Origin of the sequence: Bacillus sp. Au-Bac7, assembly GCF_021341655.1 — a bacterium.
Lineage (GTDB): Bacteria > Bacillota > Bacilli > Bacillales > Cytobacillaceae > Niallia.
This window is the reverse complement of sequence record NZ_JAJTTG010000007.1, coordinates 117,631-138,071: the sequence shown is the minus strand read 5'-3', so window position 1 is coordinate 138,071 and position 20,441 is coordinate 117,631. Positions and strand designations below refer to the sequence as shown.

The 20,441-nt window shown below is 39.6% G+C and carries 21 protein-coding genes and 1 riboswitch; of the genes, 1 reads left to right on the top strand and 20 read right to left on the bottom strand.

Features of this window, described 5'->3' with window-relative positions; all coding sequences use genetic code 11:
* Positions 1 to 7: 7 nt before the first annotated feature.
* From LXM54_RS19605 to acpS, 9 genes are all read right to left on the bottom strand, one after another.
* Positions 8 to 1,018, bottom strand: a complete 1,011-nt coding sequence (locus LXM54_RS19605; RefSeq protein ID WP_233316924.1) for a PP2C family protein-serine/threonine phosphatase — start codon at positions 1,016 to 1,018, stop codon at positions 8 to 10.
* Between the two features lie 11 nt (positions 1,019 to 1,029).
* Positions 1,030 to 1,431 carry an anti-sigma regulatory factor gene (locus tag LXM54_RS19600; RefSeq protein WP_233316923.1) on the bottom strand — a complete coding sequence of 134 codons (402 nt, stop codon included), beginning with the start codon at positions 1,429 to 1,431 and terminating at the stop codon, positions 1,030 to 1,032.
* A 3-nt stretch (positions 1,432 to 1,434) separates the two neighbouring features.
* Positions 1,435 to 1,791: an STAS domain-containing protein gene (locus LXM54_RS19595; protein ID WP_127740846.1), complete on the bottom strand. Its 357-nt coding sequence runs from the start codon at positions 1,789 to 1,791 to the stop codon at positions 1,435 to 1,437.
* A gap of 1 nt (position 1,792) precedes the next feature.
* The gene (locus tag LXM54_RS19590; RefSeq protein WP_233316922.1) at positions 1,793 to 2,614 is read right to left on the bottom strand and encodes an STAS domain-containing protein; all 822 of its coding nucleotides are present in this window, start codon (positions 2,612 to 2,614) and stop codon (positions 1,793 to 1,795) included.
* Between the two features lie 272 nt (positions 2,615 to 2,886).
* Positions 2,887 to 3,237 (bottom strand): type II toxin-antitoxin system endoribonuclease NdoA, encoded by a 351-nt coding sequence (gene ndoA, locus LXM54_RS19585; RefSeq protein WP_019156408.1) that lies wholly within the window; start codon positions 3,235 to 3,237, stop codon positions 2,887 to 2,889.
* A 4-nt stretch (positions 3,238 to 3,241) separates the two neighbouring features.
* Positions 3,242 to 3,523, bottom strand: coding sequence for a CopG family ribbon-helix-helix protein (locus LXM54_RS19580; RefSeq protein WP_127740842.1), 282 nt, complete (start codon positions 3,521 to 3,523; stop codon positions 3,242 to 3,244).
* 237 nt (positions 3,524 to 3,760) lie between these two features.
* Complete coding sequence (gene alr / locus LXM54_RS19575) at positions 3,761 to 4,915, bottom strand: alanine racemase (protein WP_233316944.1); 1,155 nt, start codon at positions 4,913 to 4,915, stop codon at positions 3,761 to 3,763.
* Positions 4,916 to 5,064: 149 nt separating this feature from the next.
* Positions 5,065 to 6,075 carry a LolA family protein gene (locus LXM54_RS19570; RefSeq protein WP_233316921.1) on the bottom strand — a complete coding sequence of 337 codons (1,011 nt, stop codon included), beginning with the start codon at positions 6,073 to 6,075 and terminating at the stop codon, positions 5,065 to 5,067.
* Positions 6,076 to 6,240: 165 nt separating this feature from the next.
* The gene (gene acpS, locus LXM54_RS19565; protein WP_233316920.1) at positions 6,241 to 6,591 is read right to left on the bottom strand and encodes a holo-ACP synthase; all 351 of its coding nucleotides are present in this window, start codon (positions 6,589 to 6,591) and stop codon (positions 6,241 to 6,243) included.
* A 100-nt stretch (positions 6,592 to 6,691) separates the two neighbouring features.
* Between acpS and LXM54_RS19560 the strand changes: the two genes are divergently transcribed.
* The gene (locus LXM54_RS19560) at positions 6,692 to 7,414 is read left to right on the top strand and encodes a rhomboid family intramembrane serine protease (protein WP_233316919.1); all 723 of its coding nucleotides are present in this window, start codon (positions 6,692 to 6,694) and stop codon (positions 7,412 to 7,414) included.
* 14 nt (positions 7,415 to 7,428) lie between these two features.
* Here the strand turns inward: LXM54_RS19560 and uvsE are convergent, their stop codons facing one another.
* The 11 genes from uvsE to LXM54_RS19505 all read right to left on the bottom strand — a co-directional run bounded on the left by uvsE (position 7,429) and on the right by LXM54_RS19505 (position 20,341).
* Complete coding sequence (gene uvsE, locus LXM54_RS19555) at positions 7,429 to 8,403, bottom strand: UV DNA damage repair endonuclease UvsE (RefSeq protein ID WP_233316918.1); 975 nt, start codon at positions 8,401 to 8,403, stop codon at positions 7,429 to 7,431.
* Positions 8,404 to 8,499: 96 nt separating this feature from the next.
* Positions 8,500 to 9,996, bottom strand: a complete 1,497-nt coding sequence (locus LXM54_RS19550) for a DEAD/DEAH box helicase (protein WP_325169588.1) — start codon at positions 9,994 to 9,996, stop codon at positions 8,500 to 8,502.
* A gap of 719 nt (positions 9,997 to 10,715) precedes the next feature.
* Positions 10,716 to 11,399 (bottom strand): alpha/beta hydrolase, encoded by a 684-nt coding sequence (locus LXM54_RS19545; RefSeq protein ID WP_233316917.1) that lies wholly within the window; start codon positions 11,397 to 11,399, stop codon positions 10,716 to 10,718.
* Positions 11,400 to 11,544: 145 nt separating this feature from the next.
* Positions 11,545 to 12,927, bottom strand: a complete 1,383-nt coding sequence (locus tag LXM54_RS19540; protein ID WP_233316916.1) for a UDP-N-acetylmuramoyl-tripeptide--D-alanyl-D-alanine ligase — start codon at positions 12,925 to 12,927, stop codon at positions 11,545 to 11,547.
* A gap of 115 nt (positions 12,928 to 13,042) precedes the next feature.
* The gene (locus LXM54_RS19535) at positions 13,043 to 14,113 is read right to left on the bottom strand and encodes a D-alanine--D-alanine ligase (RefSeq protein WP_233316915.1); all 1,071 of its coding nucleotides are present in this window, start codon (positions 14,111 to 14,113) and stop codon (positions 13,043 to 13,045) included.
* A 217-nt stretch (positions 14,114 to 14,330) separates the two neighbouring features.
* On the bottom strand, positions 14,331 to 14,912 hold the full coding sequence (locus LXM54_RS19530) for a cob(I)yrinic acid a,c-diamide adenosyltransferase (protein ID WP_233316914.1): 582 nt from the start codon (positions 14,910 to 14,912) through the stop codon (positions 14,331 to 14,333).
* A complete protein-coding gene (locus LXM54_RS19525) occupies positions 14,909 to 16,393 on the bottom strand; it encodes an adenosylcobinamide amidohydrolase (RefSeq protein WP_233316913.1) in 1,485 nt (494 codons plus the stop codon). Before LXM54_RS19525 ends, LXM54_RS19530 begins: the two co-directional genes overlap by 4 nt.
* 4 nt (positions 16,394 to 16,397) lie before the next feature.
* Positions 16,398 to 17,450, bottom strand: a complete 1,053-nt coding sequence (locus LXM54_RS19520; protein ID WP_411229927.1) for a FecCD family ABC transporter permease — start codon at positions 17,448 to 17,450, stop codon at positions 16,398 to 16,400.
* Positions 17,416 to 18,375, bottom strand: coding sequence for an ABC transporter substrate-binding protein (locus LXM54_RS19515; RefSeq protein WP_233316911.1), 960 nt, complete (start codon positions 18,373 to 18,375; stop codon positions 17,416 to 17,418). Before LXM54_RS19515 ends, LXM54_RS19520 begins: the two co-directional genes overlap by 35 nt.
* A gap of 190 nt (positions 18,376 to 18,565) precedes the next feature.
* Positions 18,566 to 18,754: riboswitch (cobalamin riboswitch) on the bottom strand.
* Positions 18,755 to 18,797: 43 nt separating this feature from the next.
* A complete protein-coding gene (sfsA, locus tag LXM54_RS19510) occupies positions 18,798 to 19,541 on the bottom strand; it encodes a DNA/RNA nuclease SfsA (protein ID WP_233316910.1) in 744 nt (247 codons plus the stop codon).
* Between the two features lie 20 nt (positions 19,542 to 19,561).
* Positions 19,562 to 20,341, bottom strand: coding sequence for a hypothetical protein (locus tag LXM54_RS19505; protein WP_233316909.1), 780 nt, complete (start codon positions 20,339 to 20,341; stop codon positions 19,562 to 19,564).
* Between the last annotated feature and the right edge of the window lie 100 nt (positions 20,342 to 20,441).

Genomic DNA, 20,441 nt, shown 5'->3' with positions numbered 1-20,441 from the left:
AGGAAGTTTAAACTTCTCTTTTAAAAATAATTAAAGTGAAATCATCTCTTAGTTGAAAATCCTGTATTTTCACTAGCTCTTCATAGACATTGTTAACTATTTCCTGTGCTTTTAAGTGAATATGTTTTTTTATGTAACCGATTAAAGTTTCCTTTTCGATAAAACCTTCTTCTGTCCTGCACTCAGTCACGCCGTCTGACATCAGGATAATCATATCGCCAATATTCACTTCTTTTTCAAACTGTTTATATTTAGCTTGTTTATCTACACCTAAAAGGAGCCCTTTTGCCTCCAAGTCGCTGAACTCACCGGTTTTTGCTTCAAAGAAAAATCCTGGTTCATGACCGGCAGAAGCATAATGAAAAATATGTGTTTGCATTTCATAAGCGCCATAGAACATTGTTATAAACATGCTTGGATCAACATTTTGTTCAACTACTCGGTTCAAGTTTTCCAGAACCTTACTTGGAAAGTTGCGGTTTTCCGGCAGACTGTCCATCGCATACTTAATCATGGACATACAAAGAGCGGCAGGTATCCCTTTGCCGATAACATCAGCTATGGCAATATTGATAAACTTATCTTCATCCTGTACAAAATGGTGATAATCACCATTCATCATTTTAGCAGGAACACTTATTGCACCAATATCAATACTTTCCACATCAGGAATCTCTGTACGCAGCAAGGTTTGCTGAACATTAGAAGCAATCTCCATCTCACTTCTAATCTCCTGCTGCACATGGCGGAGGCTCTGATGCTCTCTGTACGCAAGACCGTAACCCATCATAACCTCGAGCAATATATCAAAAGACCTTGTTACATGCTCTGGTAAATCTGGATATAAATCCATCATTAAGTATTTATGTAGGCTTATGATATCCTCTGGTGATATTTTATGTTCAATCGATTTCCTGCTGAACTTCTGCCCTTGATAGAGGGCTTGCTCAGATTCGTCTTTGATGTAACTGACAAGAAGATCTCGATACTTAGAATCCATCATTTCACGGAAATCCATGTTCCCCCTCCTTATCTGAGCCACTTGATTGCTTGGATATCTGTACCCTTTCCTACTGCTGTTTCTATCTGGAACTCATCCATCAGCCTTTTCACTCCCGGAAGGCCAGCTCCTAATCCGCCTGAGGTCGAAAATCCGTCCTGCATGACCTGGCGTAAATCTTTAATACCTGGACCGCTGTCAACAGCACTTAATTTCAAGCCAACTTTGCCGTTCTCGGAAAGCTTGCTGATGCATATTTGGCCTTGGCCAGCATATAAGTATATATTTCTAGCTAGCTCACTAATAGCCGTAGTTATTCTCGCTTGATCTACGGTACCGAACCCTAGCTCTTTTGCTACATTTCTTCCTAATTGACGAGCAGCTACAATGTCCCACTCGTTGACAATCTTTACGCAGGATTGGTCTCCCATAGGTCAATCCCCCAATTCCTGTTGTAATTTCTCCAAACCTTTTTCTAGATCTAGGGCGGTCAACACATCATTCAAGCTGATCCCAAGTTCTACTAACGTAATTGCAACAGCAGGTTGAATGCCTGTCAACACAACCTTGGCACCCATCAATTTGGACATGCCAATAACGTCGCCCAGCACCTTCGCTATAAATGAATCGATAAAATCAATAGAAGTTAAATCGATTACGACACCATTTGCACTTGTTTCATGGATTTTATTCAGCAAATCCTCCTGAAACTGGAGGGCTGTCTGGTCATCCAACTCCCACTGGATAGAAACAAGCAAACAATCATGCAGCTTTAATATTGGTATTCTCACTTTATTCACCAATTTCAACCAACTTTCTGTTTGTATATTCTAAAGCTTTTTCCATGCCTTTTTTTAATGTATTTTTCGTTTCAAACTGATCTAATTTAATTCCAAGATTAACAATGGTTTGTGCAATCTCCGGCCTAATTCCGACAATCATGCTTTTTGCTCCTACCAGCCGAACGGCTTGAACGGCTTGAATGATATGGTGGGCAACCATCGTATCAACAACAGGAACACCTGTTATATCAATCAGCACAACTTCTGATCGGTGCTTAACTACACCCTGGAGCAGATTTTCCATTATATGCTTTGCACGCTGTGTATCTATTGTACCAACAAGCGGCATTATTGTAATTCCATCAAAAACTGGAATTAAAGGAGCTGACAGTTCCTGCAGCGCAATCTTTTGCAAGGAGAAAGTCCTTTCCCATGTTTCGGAGTATACTTCTACAATCCTTTGGCACAGTGGATGAACCCAAGCATTTAAGAGGCTGACTTGCTCATAGGCCTTATTATGACTCGACTCAGATTTCTCCAGATGTTCCAACACCACCTGCTCAAGCACCTGTATTCCCTGCACCAAGAACCGGAGAGGCCAATTATAGCTGACAGCCTTTTCTATAAAAGCAGGCAGCTTATCATTAAACACTTTATTACCTAATGAATCCACAAGGAGCAGGTTAATAAATTCCTCGCCCATCATGTAATAATCATGATCAGAGGTGATTCTGATAGTCAGTTTATCCCTATTTTCTTCCATCTTGTTGAGCCAGTCAGAATGGATTTCTTTATGATTAGATTTCAAAAAATCTATTATTTCTTTTTTCAAGGTTCAACCTCCATTTTAACATATTCGGATGATAGTAATGGGGTTTTTTACAGGTCTATCATCATCAAATTTCATAACTAGCAGGTGAAATTATTAGTATACAATATCTTTACGAACCATTAATATGCTTCGAATATGAACAAAGTCTATTTGACTTTTCTATTTTCCCTTTATCGTCTGCCTCAAAACCTGTTTTCAAGAAAAATATATAAAATTTATGTGCATGAATGCAAAAAAAATACGCTCTTTAAAAAAGAGCGCAATAATCCCTATCAAAATTCAATGAGACCCAAGCTTATTTGCAGAGCTTCATCTACTTTTTCCATCATTTCATCATCAAGATGGGTAATTTTGTCCGTTAACCTCTGTTTATCTATCGTGCGAATTTGTTCCAAAAGAATTACTGAATCTCTCTCAAAACCATAGCGCTTCGCGTCAATTTCCACATGAGTCGGCAATTTAGCCTTCTGAATTTGAGCCGTAATTGCTGCAATAATGACTGTGGGACTGAACCGATTCCCGATGTCGTTTTGAATGACAAGTACAGGACGGACACCGCCTTGCTCTGAGCCAACAACTGGGGATAGGTCTGCAAAATAAACGTCACCACGTTTGACAATCAAAGGATTATCCTCCGCTAACTAGACGTTCTACTGTATGCTCTGCCTCATATTCTGCTAGAAAGCTTTCCGATGCAATGGATAAATTTAATTTTGCCATTTCCATGTAGCCTCTTCTCATTGATTCCCGGATATGTCTCTTTTTCCGTTCACGAAGGTACATTTTCGTTGCTTGATAAATAAATTCACTACGATTCACATTTTCTTGCTTTACGAAGCCGTCCAATTCAGATAATAAATGCTTTGGTAATTTTATCATGATCTCTGTCGTTGCGCTGGATTCAGACACAAACATACACCTCCACCATCACTACACACCATATTTAGCTCTTTTTTTTAATCATACCACTAATAACCCAATCTGCAAAGTCCATTCAGCAATTCTAATGTATTATCCGCCAAAAATTATAGGTTTTATGCATCATTCCCAATAAATTTTGTACATTTTTTTATATTCACACACTGCCTCAAGTATTTAGGCAGCAACCCTTATTAATCCTATTCTGCATAGTATGTTTCCATTACATTAATTTAGGAGCGGATTAACGATATTTCGCTGTGCTTTGTCTTTTATATATATTCTCGGCACTCTGCTAGCAATGGTGCAGGTCACTTCATAATTTATCGTGTCCAGTTTTTTGGCAATTTCATTAATAGAAATCGCTTGCTCTTGCTGAATTCCAATCAATGTAACCTTTGTTCCAACCTCCATTTGAAAGGGAAGTTTAATCATACATTGGTCCATGCATATCCTGCCTACAATCGGAACTCTTCTGCCATCAACAAGAACCTCTTGGCCATGCAGCTTTCTGAGCCACCCATCTGCATAACCTATCGGCAATGTCCCAATCCACTCATCTTCCTTCGCCTCATATGTGGCACCATAACTTACTTTATCACCCTTTTGAAGCTTTTTCACTTGGACAATTTTTGTGTGAAGCGAGAAAGCTTCTTTAAGCTTAAATGGCAGCAATTCTTCAATTTCCATTGAAGGAGACAAGCCGTACATGGAAATCCCCAGCCTGATTCCATTGAACGCCAGTTCAGGATGAAGAAGTCCTGCAGCACTATTGCTGCAATGTACAATCGGAGGCTTAGCTGTAAAGCTAGCTAATATTTCTGCGAATTTTTGTGACTGCTTGTTTAAGTAATCGGAATCACGCTCATCTGCTGTTGCAAAATGGGTATAAATTCCTTCTAAAATAAACTCTGTATGCCGAGAAAGAAATTCCTCAATTTCCTTAACTTCCCTTTCCGTTCTTAGCCCTAATCTTCCCATGCCTGAATCGACTTTTACATGAATGTTAATATCACTGCCTTGCAGTTGAATCGCAGCTTCTTCTAACCATTGTATATCAAAAACGGTCAAGGAGATGTTTTGCTGTGCTGCTAATAAGGCATCAGCAGGTCTGCTTGCTCCTAATACCAATATCGGTGCAGCAATGCCCTTTTTCCGTAGTGAAAGAGCCTCATCTAAAAAAGCTACCGCTAAATAATCTGCTCCTGCATGAAGTGCAGCACGAGCAACCTCTTCAGCTCCGTGACCATAACCATTCGCTTTCACTACTGCAAAAAGTTTGCTGTCTTGCTTCATCCTGCTTCTCATGTTTTTCACATTTTCTTCTATATAATCTAAATTTATTTCTGCCCAAGTATCCCGAAAAAATGTATTTTCTAGCATCAAAGCTAACCTTCCTTCTTTCCTAAACACGAAGTATAATAGTTAAATTATTCTATTTCCACTTTTGCTTGTCAATAAATTATCAATGATACGGACCAGCATAACAAAAAAACAGCCGGGTGTGGTACCACACCCGGCTTGTTTACGGCTTATTTAATTGCTTCTCCTTGAACAGACCGTGCTATCTCTGCCATTTCATCCTCTGACAGCTCTGTAGATGCAATAACATAGTCTACTCCTTCATATGTCCACGATATCTTATTGCCAGAAACAGCTCCAATCGCAAAACCTAAGTCGACAGGATTTCCAGTCATATTAATTGGACCTGCTGTCGCAGGGGCTACTTCTGCTTTTTCTTGAATGATTGTGTATGATTTCTGTCCGTCATATGTCAGAACTACCCTTTCACCATCTTCAGTTGCAACCTTTTTCTCTTCAACAAGGCTTGCACCTAATAAAGTTTCCGGATATTTGACGGAGAATGATTCATCCTCATCCACTTCAGCCATTACAGGCACAGCTAGTTTGGCTGCAGTCATGCTCTTTTGTAAATCAAAGTCAGCTTTATCAAAATTCACATCAAATTTCACATTAGAGAATTTCACAGTGACAAGTGCTTTGCCGTCTGTGTCCTTCACCTTAACACTCACAGGTGATAAATCTTTTTTGTTTAAAGTGATTTCCTGTGTAGGCAGCATCTTATTATTTTGGTATCTAGTTTTTGTTTCAAATACATAATATTTATCTGTAGAGGAGAATTTCGCATCCTTGTCTTCCTCGATGTCCTTAACTAAAGACTCATATAGATACGCTTGGCTGCTGTTTTCTGGCCAATCGCTTTGAAACTTAAAGCTTTTGTTCAATGCTGGTGTCAGTACATAAACACCCTCATCATTTCTGAGGATCATCTGGCTTTGGTCCTTTTTCGCATTCTTTAAATTCACCCTGTAATACGTAGGATCTTTATGCCAGATTTGAACATCATAGGTTTGCGGCTCAGTGCCCATTTGCAATGTCATTTCTGCATCGGCTTTATAGCCTTTTGTAGCAACCTTTTCATCCAAATCTTTAAGTACATCCTCCTTGGATTTTGTTCCACAGGCAGTTAACATTACCATGACCGCTAGCCCTACGAAAAGCAACCATAATTTCTTGTTCATTTTTTCAACTCCCTTATTCTCATTTCATCGATTTAAGAAGAGAAGTTTAGGTCTTATTAGCATAAAGCTGACTTTAAACTTGTCTCCTTTTGCTCTATGAATATATGAGACAACTATAGGGAATATGCACATCAGAAAGAAACAAGCTGTTCATTTTTTTGATTATTATTCCTCTATTACTACCTGGGCGAACGCATACTCGCTGCTATGGGTGATGGATAAATGAACTCCATCTGAATAAGGCCTGACTATATACGGCTTACCTTGCTCGGTTTGCCCAACTTCTATATCTATAAAGCTGAGCCCTTTGCCAATACCTGTTCCAACAGCTTTTGAGAATGCTTCCTTTGCTGCAAATCTGCCTGCTAGAAACTCTATTTTTCTTTTTAATAGCAGTTTATCAAATCTTTCCTTTTCATATGCTGTCAAAATTCTGTCCGCAAATTGCGGTTTACGCTCTAGCAGCTCAGCTATTCTCTTAAGTTCTACAATATCGATTCCAATTCCCTTTATCATCAGGACACATCCTTCTATTTTCTATTTAGTAAGCATAAATTATTTGTATCTTTCCCTTCCCATTGGCTATCATGAAACTAAGTGCAAAGGAGGTTTTTTATTGTTTACAAGAAGAGAAAGCTTTAAAGAGTATTTAACTTACTATCCTATTGTTTCTCTCATTCTGTTCATTAACTTGTTGGTTTACTTATCAACTGTACTGCCTGTTTTTCCAAACCAGCTTATCATGACGAACATGGTTGGCGTCAATCTCTATATTATCCAAGGAGACTGGTGGAGACTGATCACACCGATTTTCCTGCATACGAGCTTTTCCCATTTCCTGTTCAATTGCTTCAGCATCTTTTTATTTGGACCTGCATTAGAAAGAATACTTGGTAAATTTAAATTTATTGCTATTTACTTGTTAACTGGCATATTAGCAAATCTCGCCACCCTTGTGACAGAACCGCTCACCTTTTCACATCTCGGTGCAAGCGGCAGCATTTTTGGTCTATTCGGCTACTATATCGCTTTAATTGTATTCCGCAAAGATATTATATCAAGGAATAATTCACAAGTAATTGGCACGATTGCGGCATTAAGCTTAATCATGACGTTCCTCCAACCCAATATTAATATTGCTGCACATCTATTCGGCTTTTTCTTTGGAATGGCAGCCGGGAGCCTTATTGAAGCGAAAGGCAGAAAAATCTTCTCTTCGTATAAAGAAGAGTTTTTAGAACTCAAAGGAAGAGTTCGCTCAAACAGAAAACCGCCAGCGCGAACGCTGACGATTTGGACAATTATTATTTTGCTTGCATTAATCGGTCTGTTTCGCTGACCTAAAAAACTCATTTATGATTGATTTTTCAAAGTAAAGGTAGACTGATCAATGAATTCTGCCCTCCCTGACTCACGAAGATCTTTTGCCAGTTGAAAGAGGGCATTATCCTTTGCTTTCGCTTCAATCATACAATGTATTTCTGGCAAAGTCTGATTGACTTTCTCCAAAAATCCCATAAACATATCAACATCAATATAATCGGCGTGCGCCCGAAACTCTGCTTCAGAACGGGGACTGGATATATGCATTTTCAGAGGAAGCGGAGAGTCTTTCCACGTTTCTATCATTCTCGGCCACTGTTCCTCCCAATTGCTGTCCGTATGGTTGGCTAGGTGATGATGCAAATCAAAAACAAACGGTATCCCTAATTTTTCACATAAATAAAGGGTGTCATCAATCGTAAAGGTCGTATCATCATTTTCAAGGATAATCATTCTTTGCAGCTTCTCAGGAACAAATCCCCAATTGACGATAAACTGCTCTAGTGCCCCTTCCTTATCATCATGGGCTCCTCCGACATGAAGCACACATCTGTGAGTAGTATTTATAGCCATCCCTTTCAGCAACCCCTCATGGACAGACAGTGTCTTCAAGGATGCTTTTAAGATATCAGCATGAGAATTGTTTAAAACAACAAAATGGTCTGGATGAAAATCGACGCGCATGGAATGCTTCTTCACCCATTCCCCCAATTCTGACAGCTTTGATTTCAGCGGCCGCATAAAGTTCCAGCCTTGAAGCTCTGGGTGATTGGCAAGAGGTATCAGCTTAGAGCTAAAACGAAAGAAGTGAATATCATTACCTATATTATGTTTTAAGAGTCTTAAGCAATTCTCAAGATTGCTGATGGCAATCCTCTCAAGCTTCTGCAATGCCGCTTCCTTATTCGCAATTTGGGAGAATTGCTTATATGTCATCGTTTGAGATGGTGATGCATTTTTGAGATTTTCACTCATTGCAACATAGCCTAGTTTGAATATAGTCAATTGGCTAACATCCTTCCTTATAAGCCTTTTGGTTAGTATGCACAAGAAAAAACATAAAAAACCCCTGTGAAGATTCACTTCACAGGGGTTGAATTCTTATCTGTAAGAATTAGATTTAGAATAGCTGCTGCTGCTAGATTGGCCTGATCTTTTGTTGCTGTAGCCTTGTCTTTGGCGAGAATTAGAATTAGAGTTAGAGTTATAGTTATAGCTCTTCTTGCCTTTATAACCGCCACCGCTGTTGCGGTCATTAAACTTACGGTCACGTCTTTGTGGAAGCGGCTTTTCCTCTGTCAATTTAACTGGAGTTGTATCCGGTTCTTTTGTCATCATTTTTAGAACAGCAGCTACAACTGTAGAAGCATCTTTTTGTTCCAGAAGTTCATCTGCAGCTGTTTTGTAAGAATCAAGATTATTCTCATCAATTGTCTGCATGATTTTTTCCAATACAGCTTTTTGCTGTCCTTCTAGTGCTTGATCAACAGTAGGCGGAATCATCTTCTCCATTTTTTTCTTTGTCACTTTTTCGACAACTTGAAGATATGATCTTTCACGGTATGTGATAAACGTAATCGCCATTCCTTCTTTACCAGCTCTTCCCGTTCTTCCGATACGGTGCACATAGCTTTCTGGATCTTGCGGGATATCGAAATTATAAACATGTGTAACTCCGGAAATATCCAATCCACGTGCAGCAACATCTGTAGCTACAAGAACATCAATGGCACCTTCTTTAAATTTACGCAAAACAGACATACGTTTCGCTTGGCTAAGGTCACCATGAATGCCTTCTGCTGTATAACCGCGCAGGTTCAAAGCCTCAGACAGCTCATCAACACGGCGCTTTGTGCGTCCGAAGATGATTGCTAATTCTGGTGATTGAATATCCAATAATCTTGTTAAAATATCGAACTTCGTTTTTTCTTGTGTTTCAACATAATATTGTTCAATAAGCGGTGTAGTCATTTCTTTTGCTTTTACCTTGACCACTTGAGGCTCCTTCATGAAGCGCTCTGCCATTCTTCTGATTTGCGGAGGCATTGTAGCTGAGAATAGCAATGTTTGTCTCTCTTCTGGAATTTTAGAAAGGATTGCTTCAATATCATCGATGAATCCCATGTTCAGCATTTCATCTGCTTCATCCAAAATAACAGTAGAAACATTATCTAAACGAAGTGTTTTTCTGTTGATATGATCTAATATCCGCCCTGGAGTTCCTACAATGATATGCGGATTCTTCTTCAGTGCACGGATTTGGCGGTTAATGTCTTGGCCTCCGAAAATGGACAATACTCTTGTACGCTTTCCAAAACCAATTTTGTATAGCTCTTCTGATACTTGTATCGCTAATTCACGTGTTGGTGCAATGATTATGCCTTGCACTACTTCATTACTTATATCTATTTTGTCTACTAGAGGCACACCGAATGCTGCTGTTTTTCCTGTTCCTGTTTGCGCCTGACCGATAAGGTCCTTATTTTGAAGGCTCAACGGAATTGTTTCGGCTTGAATAGGAGTCGCTTCCTCAAACCCCATTCTATTTAAAGCTTTCATTGTCGCAGAACTGATGCCTAAATCTTGAAACTTAACCAATATATTCAATCTCCTTCTAGTCATTAAAAATATCCACGGTATAATGGTCTACCCCAATAATAACCATTGTATGTACCCCTTTTTACCATCAATGAAACATATAAAAAATGGTTTGACCCGTCCACTTATCCGTTTTTTCCCCAAACAGTTAATAATTACAATAAACTACGTATATTTTTTATGAATGCATAAGTTTTTGTGGATTATAATCATCACTTAAAATTATAAGGAGAAACTCCGAGGCTATATGCTTTTTTTCTCAAGTATGAGATACTTTTCAACCAAGTTAATAGGAGAAATATTTCAAATGACTCTATAATTTTTATAGCTAGCTAAAACTGAAAAGTCAGCCAAAGACAGAGAAATTTTGGGCACAATTTGCAAACATCTCCTCCATAAAGAGGATGCAAAGCATCTGCCATGCTGAATAATTTCTCTCTATTTGACTGCTTTTTATTTGAATATGTTTATTGTGCCTTTTTCAGTATAACCATTTCATTTATTTTCATAATACTTTTAGAAATAATCTTATCACTTACAATATCGGTTTGCAATAATGTGGAAGTTCAAAAGCCAAGTTTCTTTCTCGGTTTTAAAATGGAGCTCAAGGCTTGCTATCATTAAAAAAACAGCTAATTTTCTTTCGTTTCCACATATAAAAATAGGATATTAATCCTAGATTCTTCCATACTTTATCAGAAAAGGGAAGGTCCTTTTCTTCATGATAAAAAGCTTAATATTTCAGAGAAAAGGACTTGCTTCTCCTTACAATGACAGATTAAGTGCTTGGAATCTTTCATATACATAATCTTTTTCTTTCTTGCCTTAATGGTTTCGTATAAGTACTCCGCACTCTTTAGTGGGACGATTCCATCACTTTCTCCTTGGGCTATAAACGTCGGAATAGTGATAGTTTCAAGCAACGGCTTAATATGCCGCACAAGCTTTCTAAATTGGATAGTCGCAGAAATGGGAGTTGTTTTGATTTTATAAGAATAGCGGTTAAACAGTTCATTTTGAAGCAATTTCCCACTATAAAGATCTTTGCACATACTAATGATGTCTGCACCCAACTGCCGTGGATTAATATAATAAGCAGCGGCGCTTAACAGTACCAGCTTCTTTACAGGATAATGGGCAGCTAGATAGCTTGCAATCATTCCTCCCATGGAAAAACCGATTACATAAACCTCCTTATGCCTCTTCAATAAATCCTCCAATGCTCTTTCCGCACAACTTATCCATTCATTAAAAGGAACTCCTCTTAATTGCAAAAGCTCACCATGACCAGGTAAAACAGGTACAGCACATTCCCAATCTGTGTTTTCTCCTAAAAATTCCGCCAATGGCTCCACCTCATTAGGAGCCCCGGTAAAACCGTGAATACATAAACAAGCACTCAATGATAACACCACCAATTGTTTTGTTTACATTTTACACTATTTAATGATAAATTACACTATATCTTCTGCGATTCTATTTAAAACCAAAAAAGGGAACTAGAATCATCTAGATTCCTTTGTTCCCTGTCTTGTTAACTCAAAAACCTTACTGGAGAGCTTTTACTACCTCTTCCAGCCTCATTCCTCTTGATGCTTTAACTAAGACTGCTGTTTCGCCATCAACAACTTTTTTCAATTCTTGAATCAATTCGCTTTTGTCTAGGAAGGATTGAACTCTTTCATTTGCAAATACTGTCTTTGCTCCTTGTGCAATATGCTTGCCCAGTTCACCAAACGTGAAAACATAATCAATTGCCGCAGCATCAATCTCCTCGCCAATTTCGTAATGGAATGTTGCCTCATCTGGTCCTAACTCAAGCATATCTCCTAGTACTAGAACTTTATGCTTAAAGCCAGGAAGGCTTTGCAGTACATTTATAGCAGCTCTCATGCTTGTAGGGCTGGCATTATAAGCGTCATTAATGACTTTCAGGCCACCTTGCCCTTCTAAAAGCTCCATTCTCATATTAGTCAGCTTTAAATTCTGGAACCCTTCATCCATTTTCTCATAGCTGATATCAAAATAATCTGCTACAAGCATTGCTGCCAATGCATTGAGGATATTGTGCTTCCCTAATATCGGCAGGCTGAACTCCTTATCACTTTTGTTTATCTTAAATTTGCTGCCTGTACTGCTTTCTTCTATTTCAAACGGATAAAGACTATTCTTATCTTCTAAGCCGAAAGAACATATAGCAGCATCAGGTTTATCAAAAGTCGGTATTCTTTCAGCCAACAGCGGTTCATCACCAAAGTAAACAATTCTGCCTTGCTTTTTCAACCCATTCAAAATCTCCAGCTTCGCTTCAGCAATGCCTTCTCTTGAACCAAGATCCTGCAGGTGGGATTCTCCAATATTAGTGATAACAACAACATCAGGTTCAGCCAATTTTGTCAGGAAATCAATCTCTCCCCGGCCGCTCATGCCCATTTCCAGTACAGCCACATCTGTGTCTTCCTCTAGGCTCAGCACTGTTAGAGGAAGTCCTAAATGGTTGTTATAATTACCTTCTGTTTTTTGCACTTTATATTTCAATGACAGGAGATTAGTAGTAATGTCCTTTGTAGACGTTTTCCCATTGCTTCCTGTTATACCAACCACTTTTATATCCAGTTCATGACGGTAGCTTTTTGCAAGATTCTGGATGCTAGTCATCGGGTCGCTCACAAAAATAAGCGGTAAATGCTCGGGGGGATTTGGAACATCCTTCTGCCAAAAGGACGCAGCTGCCCCATTTTGAATAGCAGCCTCAACATACTTATGACCATCTGTTTTATCTCCTTTAAAGGGGATAAAAAGGTTGCCTGGCTGTATTTTTCTTGAATCAATTGTCACCCCATGAATGATGACTTCTCCAATATCGCTTGAACTTAAAGTTGCATCTGGTCCAATCATATCTGCTGCTTGTTGCAAAGATCTCCGGATCATAGCAGTCTCCTCCTTTTTAGGTAGATTATTGTTTGGCAAAAAAAAGAGGCAGTTAAAAAATGCCTCCTTTTTTCTTTAAAGGGCGGGCTGTCTTCTTTCAAATATGCCCTTACCCTTAAAAAGTATATTTGATGCTTTGTTTTTCTTCATGTCTTTCTACTGCCAAGTCTACAAGCTTTTCGATAAGAGCTGCATATTCAACATTTGTATGCTTCCATAACAATGGGAACATGCTGAATGGAGTAAAGCCAGGCATTGTGTTCACTTCGTTTATATAAACTTTGCCGTCTTTTGTCAAGAAGAAGTCAGCACGAACAAGACCAGAGCAATCTAGTGCCTTGAAAGCTTTAATTGCATCTTCCTTAATTGCTGCATATTCTTGCTCTGACACTTCTGCCGGGATGATTAAACCAGTATTTCCATCCTCATATTTCGCCTTATAGTCATAGAAATCTTTCTTCGGAACGATTTCCCCAGCAACAGACACTGCTGGGAAATCGTTGCCAAGAACACCCACTTCGATTTCTCTTGCTGTAACGCCCTCTTCCACAATGATTTTGCGGTCGAATTGGAATGCTTCTTCAAACGCAGCATCCAGCTCATTTCGAGACGTACATTTGCTGATGCCTACACTTGAGCCTAAATTAGCTGGTTTCACAAAACATGGATATCCTAAGTCTTGTTCTACTTTTGTATAGGCTGCTTCTTTTTCACTTTGCCATTCACTTCGAATGAAAGAAGTGTATTTAACCTGGTTTAATCCGGCTACCTCAAAGATATTCTTCATGATTACCTTATCCATACCAGCAGATGATGCTAATACACCATTACCTACATAAGGAAGATTCAACAGCTCAAGCAGCCCTTGCACTGTTCCGTCTTCCCCGTTCGGTCCGTGAAGCAATGGGAAAATAACATCAAGCTGAGTGTCACCAGCTTGGAACAAGTCAGGAGAAAGAACTGTTCCTGATAGCCCTTCCTGTCTTTTAAACTCTAATTCTTTCACTGTTTCTACAGGCCCAGTAAGCTGTTCTCCTCTAATCCATTCACCCGTCTCTGTTATGTAAATTGGATGAATTTCAAATTTATCTGTATCCAAGGCTTTTATAACAGCCAAGGCAGTTTGCATGCTGACTCTATGTTCAGCGGATTTTCCGCCATATAGTAAACCAATTTTCTTTTTCATAATTCGTACCTCCATATTTTAAAGACACACACTTGTTATTCTACCACTACACCCTTATCTTCAAAAGAGGAATCATGGACTAGCTCTGCTTTTTATCAAATTGTAAAATTTGCGCATGCTTTTGTAATAAATTATGTCACAAGCCATGTAAATGCAGCTTATTCAAAGAAATTTCTATAGGCTATTTATCGGTCATCTAAGACAGGCTGCCAAACCTTTAATCTTCTTTCTTATTTTCTCCGCGAAAAACCTTGGCACTTCTGACATACTCTATATCACTTACATTGCTGCGAAAATTAATGACTCGCGCTAATGCAAAGAAATAATCAGATAAACGGTTTAAATACTTTAAGGGCAATTCAGGGACATGCTCCTCTTCCCTCATTAAAGTAACAACACACCGCTCCGCTCTTCTTGTTACTGTTCGGGCAATATGGATGGCACTGGCCGCAGCTGTTCCCCCCGGCAGAATAAACCGTTCAATCGGCGGCGCTTCCTCCATTAAATCATCGATGCGCTCTTCCAAATACAAAACAGCTTCTTCCGGTAACTTTAACGGCCTGTTTTTTGTTATGCTAGCTAAATCTCCACCGCAGTCAAAAAGCTCATGCTGAATTTTTTCTAAATCCGCCTTTACATCTGAATAAATATCCTCCACTAACAAAGAAATGGCCTGGCCAACGAAGCAATTCGCTTCATCCACTGTGCCGTAAGCTTCCACTCTGATATCATCTTTATAAGCTCTTCCGCCAATGATATGTGTCTGGCCTTTATCTCCTGTTTTCGTATAAATTTTCATTTCATCCCTCTTTCTAAAGCTGTCTTCCTATTTTGCCTTTTATCCAAAGCCATCGTCATTACCTCATAAACTCCTTTAGCAACAGCTTTCCCTAAATCTGTAATGTTGCCGCCAAATTCATGAAATTTGCCTTTTTGGGTAGCAGCAACAAGCAAGCTGTCTGTGGGAGTTCCCGTTGCAGGCGTGCCAGTAGCAGGATCAGTTACTTGTCTGTTCCGAAGTACGCTTGCTTTCGTCTCTGTTGCCGTCATCGCACATTGCAGAAATGCTTGCTCAGACAGCTCGCCATTTATAAATATCCAAATATTAATCGTGCCCGGGACAATGAGTGAGGAGTGCTGCTCACTCAAAGCTGCATCCGCCGGATTGCCGACACTGGCAGCAACGACGAAGAAAAGACTGGTGGCACCTGCCTGATATTTGCGGTAAGCAGTATCCTCCAGCTCAACCGCTGTCATCATCGCAACCGTTTCACTTGGCAAAAACCCGTTTTTAACGAGATAATCATTCATCTCCATTTTATAATCATCACAGTTGTAGTCTTTATTCACATGACGGTTAATAAAATATTTGTGCCAGCCTATCCCTGCTCCTGTCACACCAGAAGATAATGATTTCAGTGGAATATCGGTTGTAATGGCTATGTATTCTTTAGAGAGGGTCAAATTAGCTTCGCCAACTTCCTCTTGCAAATCAGCACTGCTTTCTCTAAGAGAGAGCACAAGGTTCGCCGCCGGCACTTGCGGATGCTGAGCTCTTATCACATCTGTGCCGTATACTTTTTTTATTTTATCCTCTTGAAGAACGTTCCGCGGGTGCGAGTCTGCTTCAATCTCGCTGTTATGAAGCAATAATAGCCTGTCACAATAAAGACTAGCCAAATTTAAGTCATGAAAAATACAAACAACCGTCAAGCCCCGCTTTTTGCTCCACTCTTTTAATAATTCAAGCAGCTCCTTTTGAAAGGAAAGATCAAGATGGTTAGTCGGTTCATCAAGTAGGAGAATTTCAGGCTCCTGTGCCAAGCATTGCGCTAAATACACCCTTTGCTTTTCCCCTCCAGACAGCTCACCAATCAAGGTATTGCTGTAATGGCTGATGCCTGTCTGTTCCATTGCGCTATGAATGACAGCTTTATCCTCCCTTGATAATCCTTGCATCCAGCCTTTTTGATGTGCATATCTGCCCATTGAAACGATTTCCTCGACAGTATAAGAAAATGCCTCTGCGGTTTGTTGAGAAAGGGTAGAAACGATCTGGGCAAATTCCTTTTGTTTATATTCGGAGACTTTTCTGCCTTTAATAAAAAGCTCCCCAGCATTAGGTATAACAATCCCGCTTATCAGCTTAAATAAAGTTGTTTTTCCGCTGCCATTCGGGCCGAGTATGCCAAGCATTTCCCCTTTTTGTACAGAAAAAGTAATATCCGTTAACACTTTTTTCTCTCCATATTGAAATGACAGCTTTTTTGCCTCCAGCATCGTCTTACCTCCCTTTCTTTCTATAGTTCAACAGCAAAATGGCAAATACAGGAGCTCCGGAAAGGGCTGTAATTACACCGATTGGCAGCTCCGCCGGGGAAATTATCGATCTTGCCAATAAATCTGCCAAGATTAAAAATCCGCTGCCAACGAATATAGACAGCGGCAGTACATGACGGTGATTACTTCCAGCCACTATCCTGACTAAATGTGGGATAACAAGCCCAACAAAGCCAATTGTCCCAGATACTGCAACAGCAGCACCTGTGAGCATGCTGCCGGCAAGTATAATGGTCATTTTCCTAAACCTTACTTGCACTCCTAAATGCTGTGCTCTTTCTTCCCCGAATGCCAATATATTAAGCTCCCTGCCTTGCAATAAAAGAATCAAACAGCCAATGATAAAAAAGGGCAGGAACATTTGAATATACGTCCATCCCCTCATTGAAACACTTCCAAGCAGCCAGCCAATAATCTGTCTTAGCTCATCTCCTGTTAACGCAATTAACAAGGAAATAAAAGCGCCTAAAAAGGAACTGAAAATAATGCCTGTCAGTATAATCGTTTCTACCTTCATAGCAGGGTCCAGCTTTTTTGCAAATAACAGCACCAGAAAAACGGTTAAAAAAGCGGTCACAATACTCAGCACAGGCAACGTATAGCTCCCTAAAAAGGGAATGGTAATATGAAAAAACAAGGTTGCCACAGCACCAACAGAGGCACCTGAGGATACACCGAGAGTATACGGGTCTGCCAACGGATTGCGCAGCAATCCTTGAAAAGCACAGCCTGCAATTGCAAGGCTTGCACCAACAAGGCCCGCTAGGATAACACGAGGCAGACGAATATTACTAACGATGTTGGCTTGCATCGTATCTACTGTAAATACTTCTGTATGACTGACTGAATTTATGAATATCTTGATGATCGTTAAGAAAGACACAGAAACCGTTCCAATGGATATCCCTAAAAAAAGTGCGATGATGAGAAAAAAAGCGGCCAAAAAATAAGCCGCTTTTGTTTTATTTAAATACATCCGGATATACTGCCTTCGCAAATTCCTCTACCCCTTGTGCCAGCCTTGGGCCAGAACGTGATACAAGATCTTCATCCACTTCCACTATTTGTTTATCCTTTACTGCCGTTACCTGATCCCAGCCATCCCTTTTTGTTACTTGTCCGACCGGATCTGGTGAGTAGCCGCCATAAGTAGTTATAACTACATCTGGATCTGCCTCAATGACTGCCTCTTGGTCAACTTGAACCCAGCCAGCTTCCTTGATAACATTTGTTGCATTAATGGTATCAATCATTTCTTGCATAAATGTATCTTTTCCAGTTGTAAAAATACTTGGTTCAGGGCTGACCTCTACATACACATCCTTTTTGTCTTTTTCAGATATGCTTGCAGCCTTTTCTTTAATAGAGGCAATGTCATCCTTCATATCTTGAACTATTTCTTCAGCTTTCTCTTTTTCACCAACTGCTTTACCAATCATTTCAATACTGTTATAAACACCATTAAAATCAGTCGCATCATTTACGACAAGTACATCTATCCCAGCGTCGCTCATCTGCTGCAGTCCATCTGCCCATGTGTCAGCGACTGATTCATGTGCAAGCACTAAATCAGGATCTAAGGAAAGGATCTTCTCCACATTAAGCTCCATACCCACTACTTTTTCAATATCTTTCGTTTCTTCTGGATAATCATCACTTTCAGAAACACCAACAACTTCATCGCCCACGCCTAATGCAAAAGCTACTTCTGTGTTGCTTGGCATTAAGGAAACGATTTTTTGAGGATCTTCTTCAATGACTACCTCTTTATCAACTGCATCTGTAATAGTAACAGGAAACTCTGCCTCTGCTTGTTCAGATTTCTGCTTGTCATTACTTTCACTGTCAGAAGCTTGTCCGCATCCAGCCAAAACTAAACACGCCATTAACGCTCCGCAAAATAATGAATAATACTTTTTCATTTTATTTCCTCCCTTTATTTGTTTGGAAAAATAAAAAGGGGCTTGTCCTCATAGATTAGAACCCATAAAAAAACACACTTTTTTTAGCAAAAGAGTGTGGCAGCTTTAAAAGGTCCCATTGGACAACCTCCGGGAAGGACTTTCATTATAAAAATCGCGCTCCACACCATCCTATCCTCGTAGGCATTTTAAGGTGTATAGATGGATGGCAGGTCTCCTGACTTATGACTATTGCTTCCTTGCGCCTTCCCATATGTTTACAGTGGCATCATTGCAAGAACAGCAGTCATTTACAGTGGCGGGACCGTGCTGGATTTTCACCAGCTTCCCTTTTAAGCTTAATGCAAAGCGCACCAAGCACCATCCTCTATCTTTTTCATTTTTCATCAACGTTGATTATACACTAAATTAAGCTGTCAAAGTTAGTTAACAGCAAGCATTTTTTTATCGAGCTCAACAGGTATCGGGCGATCAAGTTGGATTCCCTCCAGAGACAGCTTGCATGTATATGCCAACAGCCTCACACCAGCCTGTTCAGCATGGATGAGTGATTCTGCAAAGAAGGGGTCAATATGTGCTGCAGATGTAACTAAATCAACATCTTCCCGCTGGACAACAAATAATATAGCCGTATTCCATGTCCCTTCCTTCGCTATTGCTGCAAGCTCTTGAACATGCTTAGCCCCTCGTGCTGTTACAGCATCAGGAAACATTCCGATCTTCCCCTCTGCAAGTGTGACACTTTTCACTTCAAGCAAAAGCCCCTCGCCTTTTTCATTCTGCAGCATAAAATCCCATCTGGAATTGCCATAAGCAAACTCTGATTTCACCCATTTAAACGTGTTAAGCTCGGGAAGCGCACTGCTTTTCAACACTTTTTCAATCAGCTTGTTAGGAAATGTCGTATTAACAGATACAAATATCCCTTCATGCTCAACAAGCACGGCAGTCCATTTAGTTTTCCTGTTAGGATTTGTACTTGGGAGCACATATACGACCGTATCCTTGACTAACAGTTCCTTCAATCTGCCAGGATCAGCTAAATGAACAGTCTCGATAGAGTTTGTTTCTTCGTGCAGACATGTGAGAATAAAGCGATTTGGTCTTTCTTTAAACAGCATTCTGACAAGCGGCTGGGGAAAAGCTTCCGAAATCGAGTTGCTCAAAACTATTCACCACTTTCTAGCTAGTTAATGATAACCTCCCACTCTTTTGTTCTTTTATCATAAATTAGCTTTGCATCATAATTGCTTTGTTTGCTTTTTTTCTCATATTCTTCGTACATATTATCCATATTCAGATAATCACCGATGACCCATATAGGGATTTCAATCCGAAGCCGGTTTTGGCTTGCCTTTTGAATGGAAATGACCATTCCTTCTTTCATTAAACCCTTTAAAAGCAGAACTCCTTGCTGACTCAGCGGTGTATATACCCGCTTCTTTTTTACCCCAAACAAAGTTTTGTCTGCCTTCAAACGGTTCAGTTTCTGTCCTAACACCTCACCGAAAAAGGAATAAAATACAGGAAGGTTTTTATAATATGTCTTATTGAACCAGCCGTCATCATGAGCTAAATACACAAACTGGTTGTTGAGATGCTGATAGAACGGCGCCCTTAAATGGTCTCTTTTATGAGCAAGATATAGTAGCTCCGCAATTGTTTGCCCATCAAGCACATCTAATGCCTCTGTCTCCTCAAAATCGATCCACGCAAAGTCACCGTAACCATAAACATCTTCTTTGGCAAGCTTTGCAATTTTTTGGTCAGAAACATATTCAAACATTGTGTGTGTATGTAATTCTCCGTCATCAAACTGATGCTTCATAAGTAAGATTGATGAAATCGATTCAGATAAAAATTGATAAAATTCGTAAAATTCAATTCCGTATGATAGGACGAATCGTTCCTTTTCATGAAGATGAATATACACTACATCCCGGATATCATGATTGCCTTTTTTCATAAAGTACCCCCCAAACCCTTTAAGCAAAAATAATAGATACTTTTTATCCCATTTAGTTTATCAAAAACAAACTTAAATAGCTTCTAAATGATTTATCGTC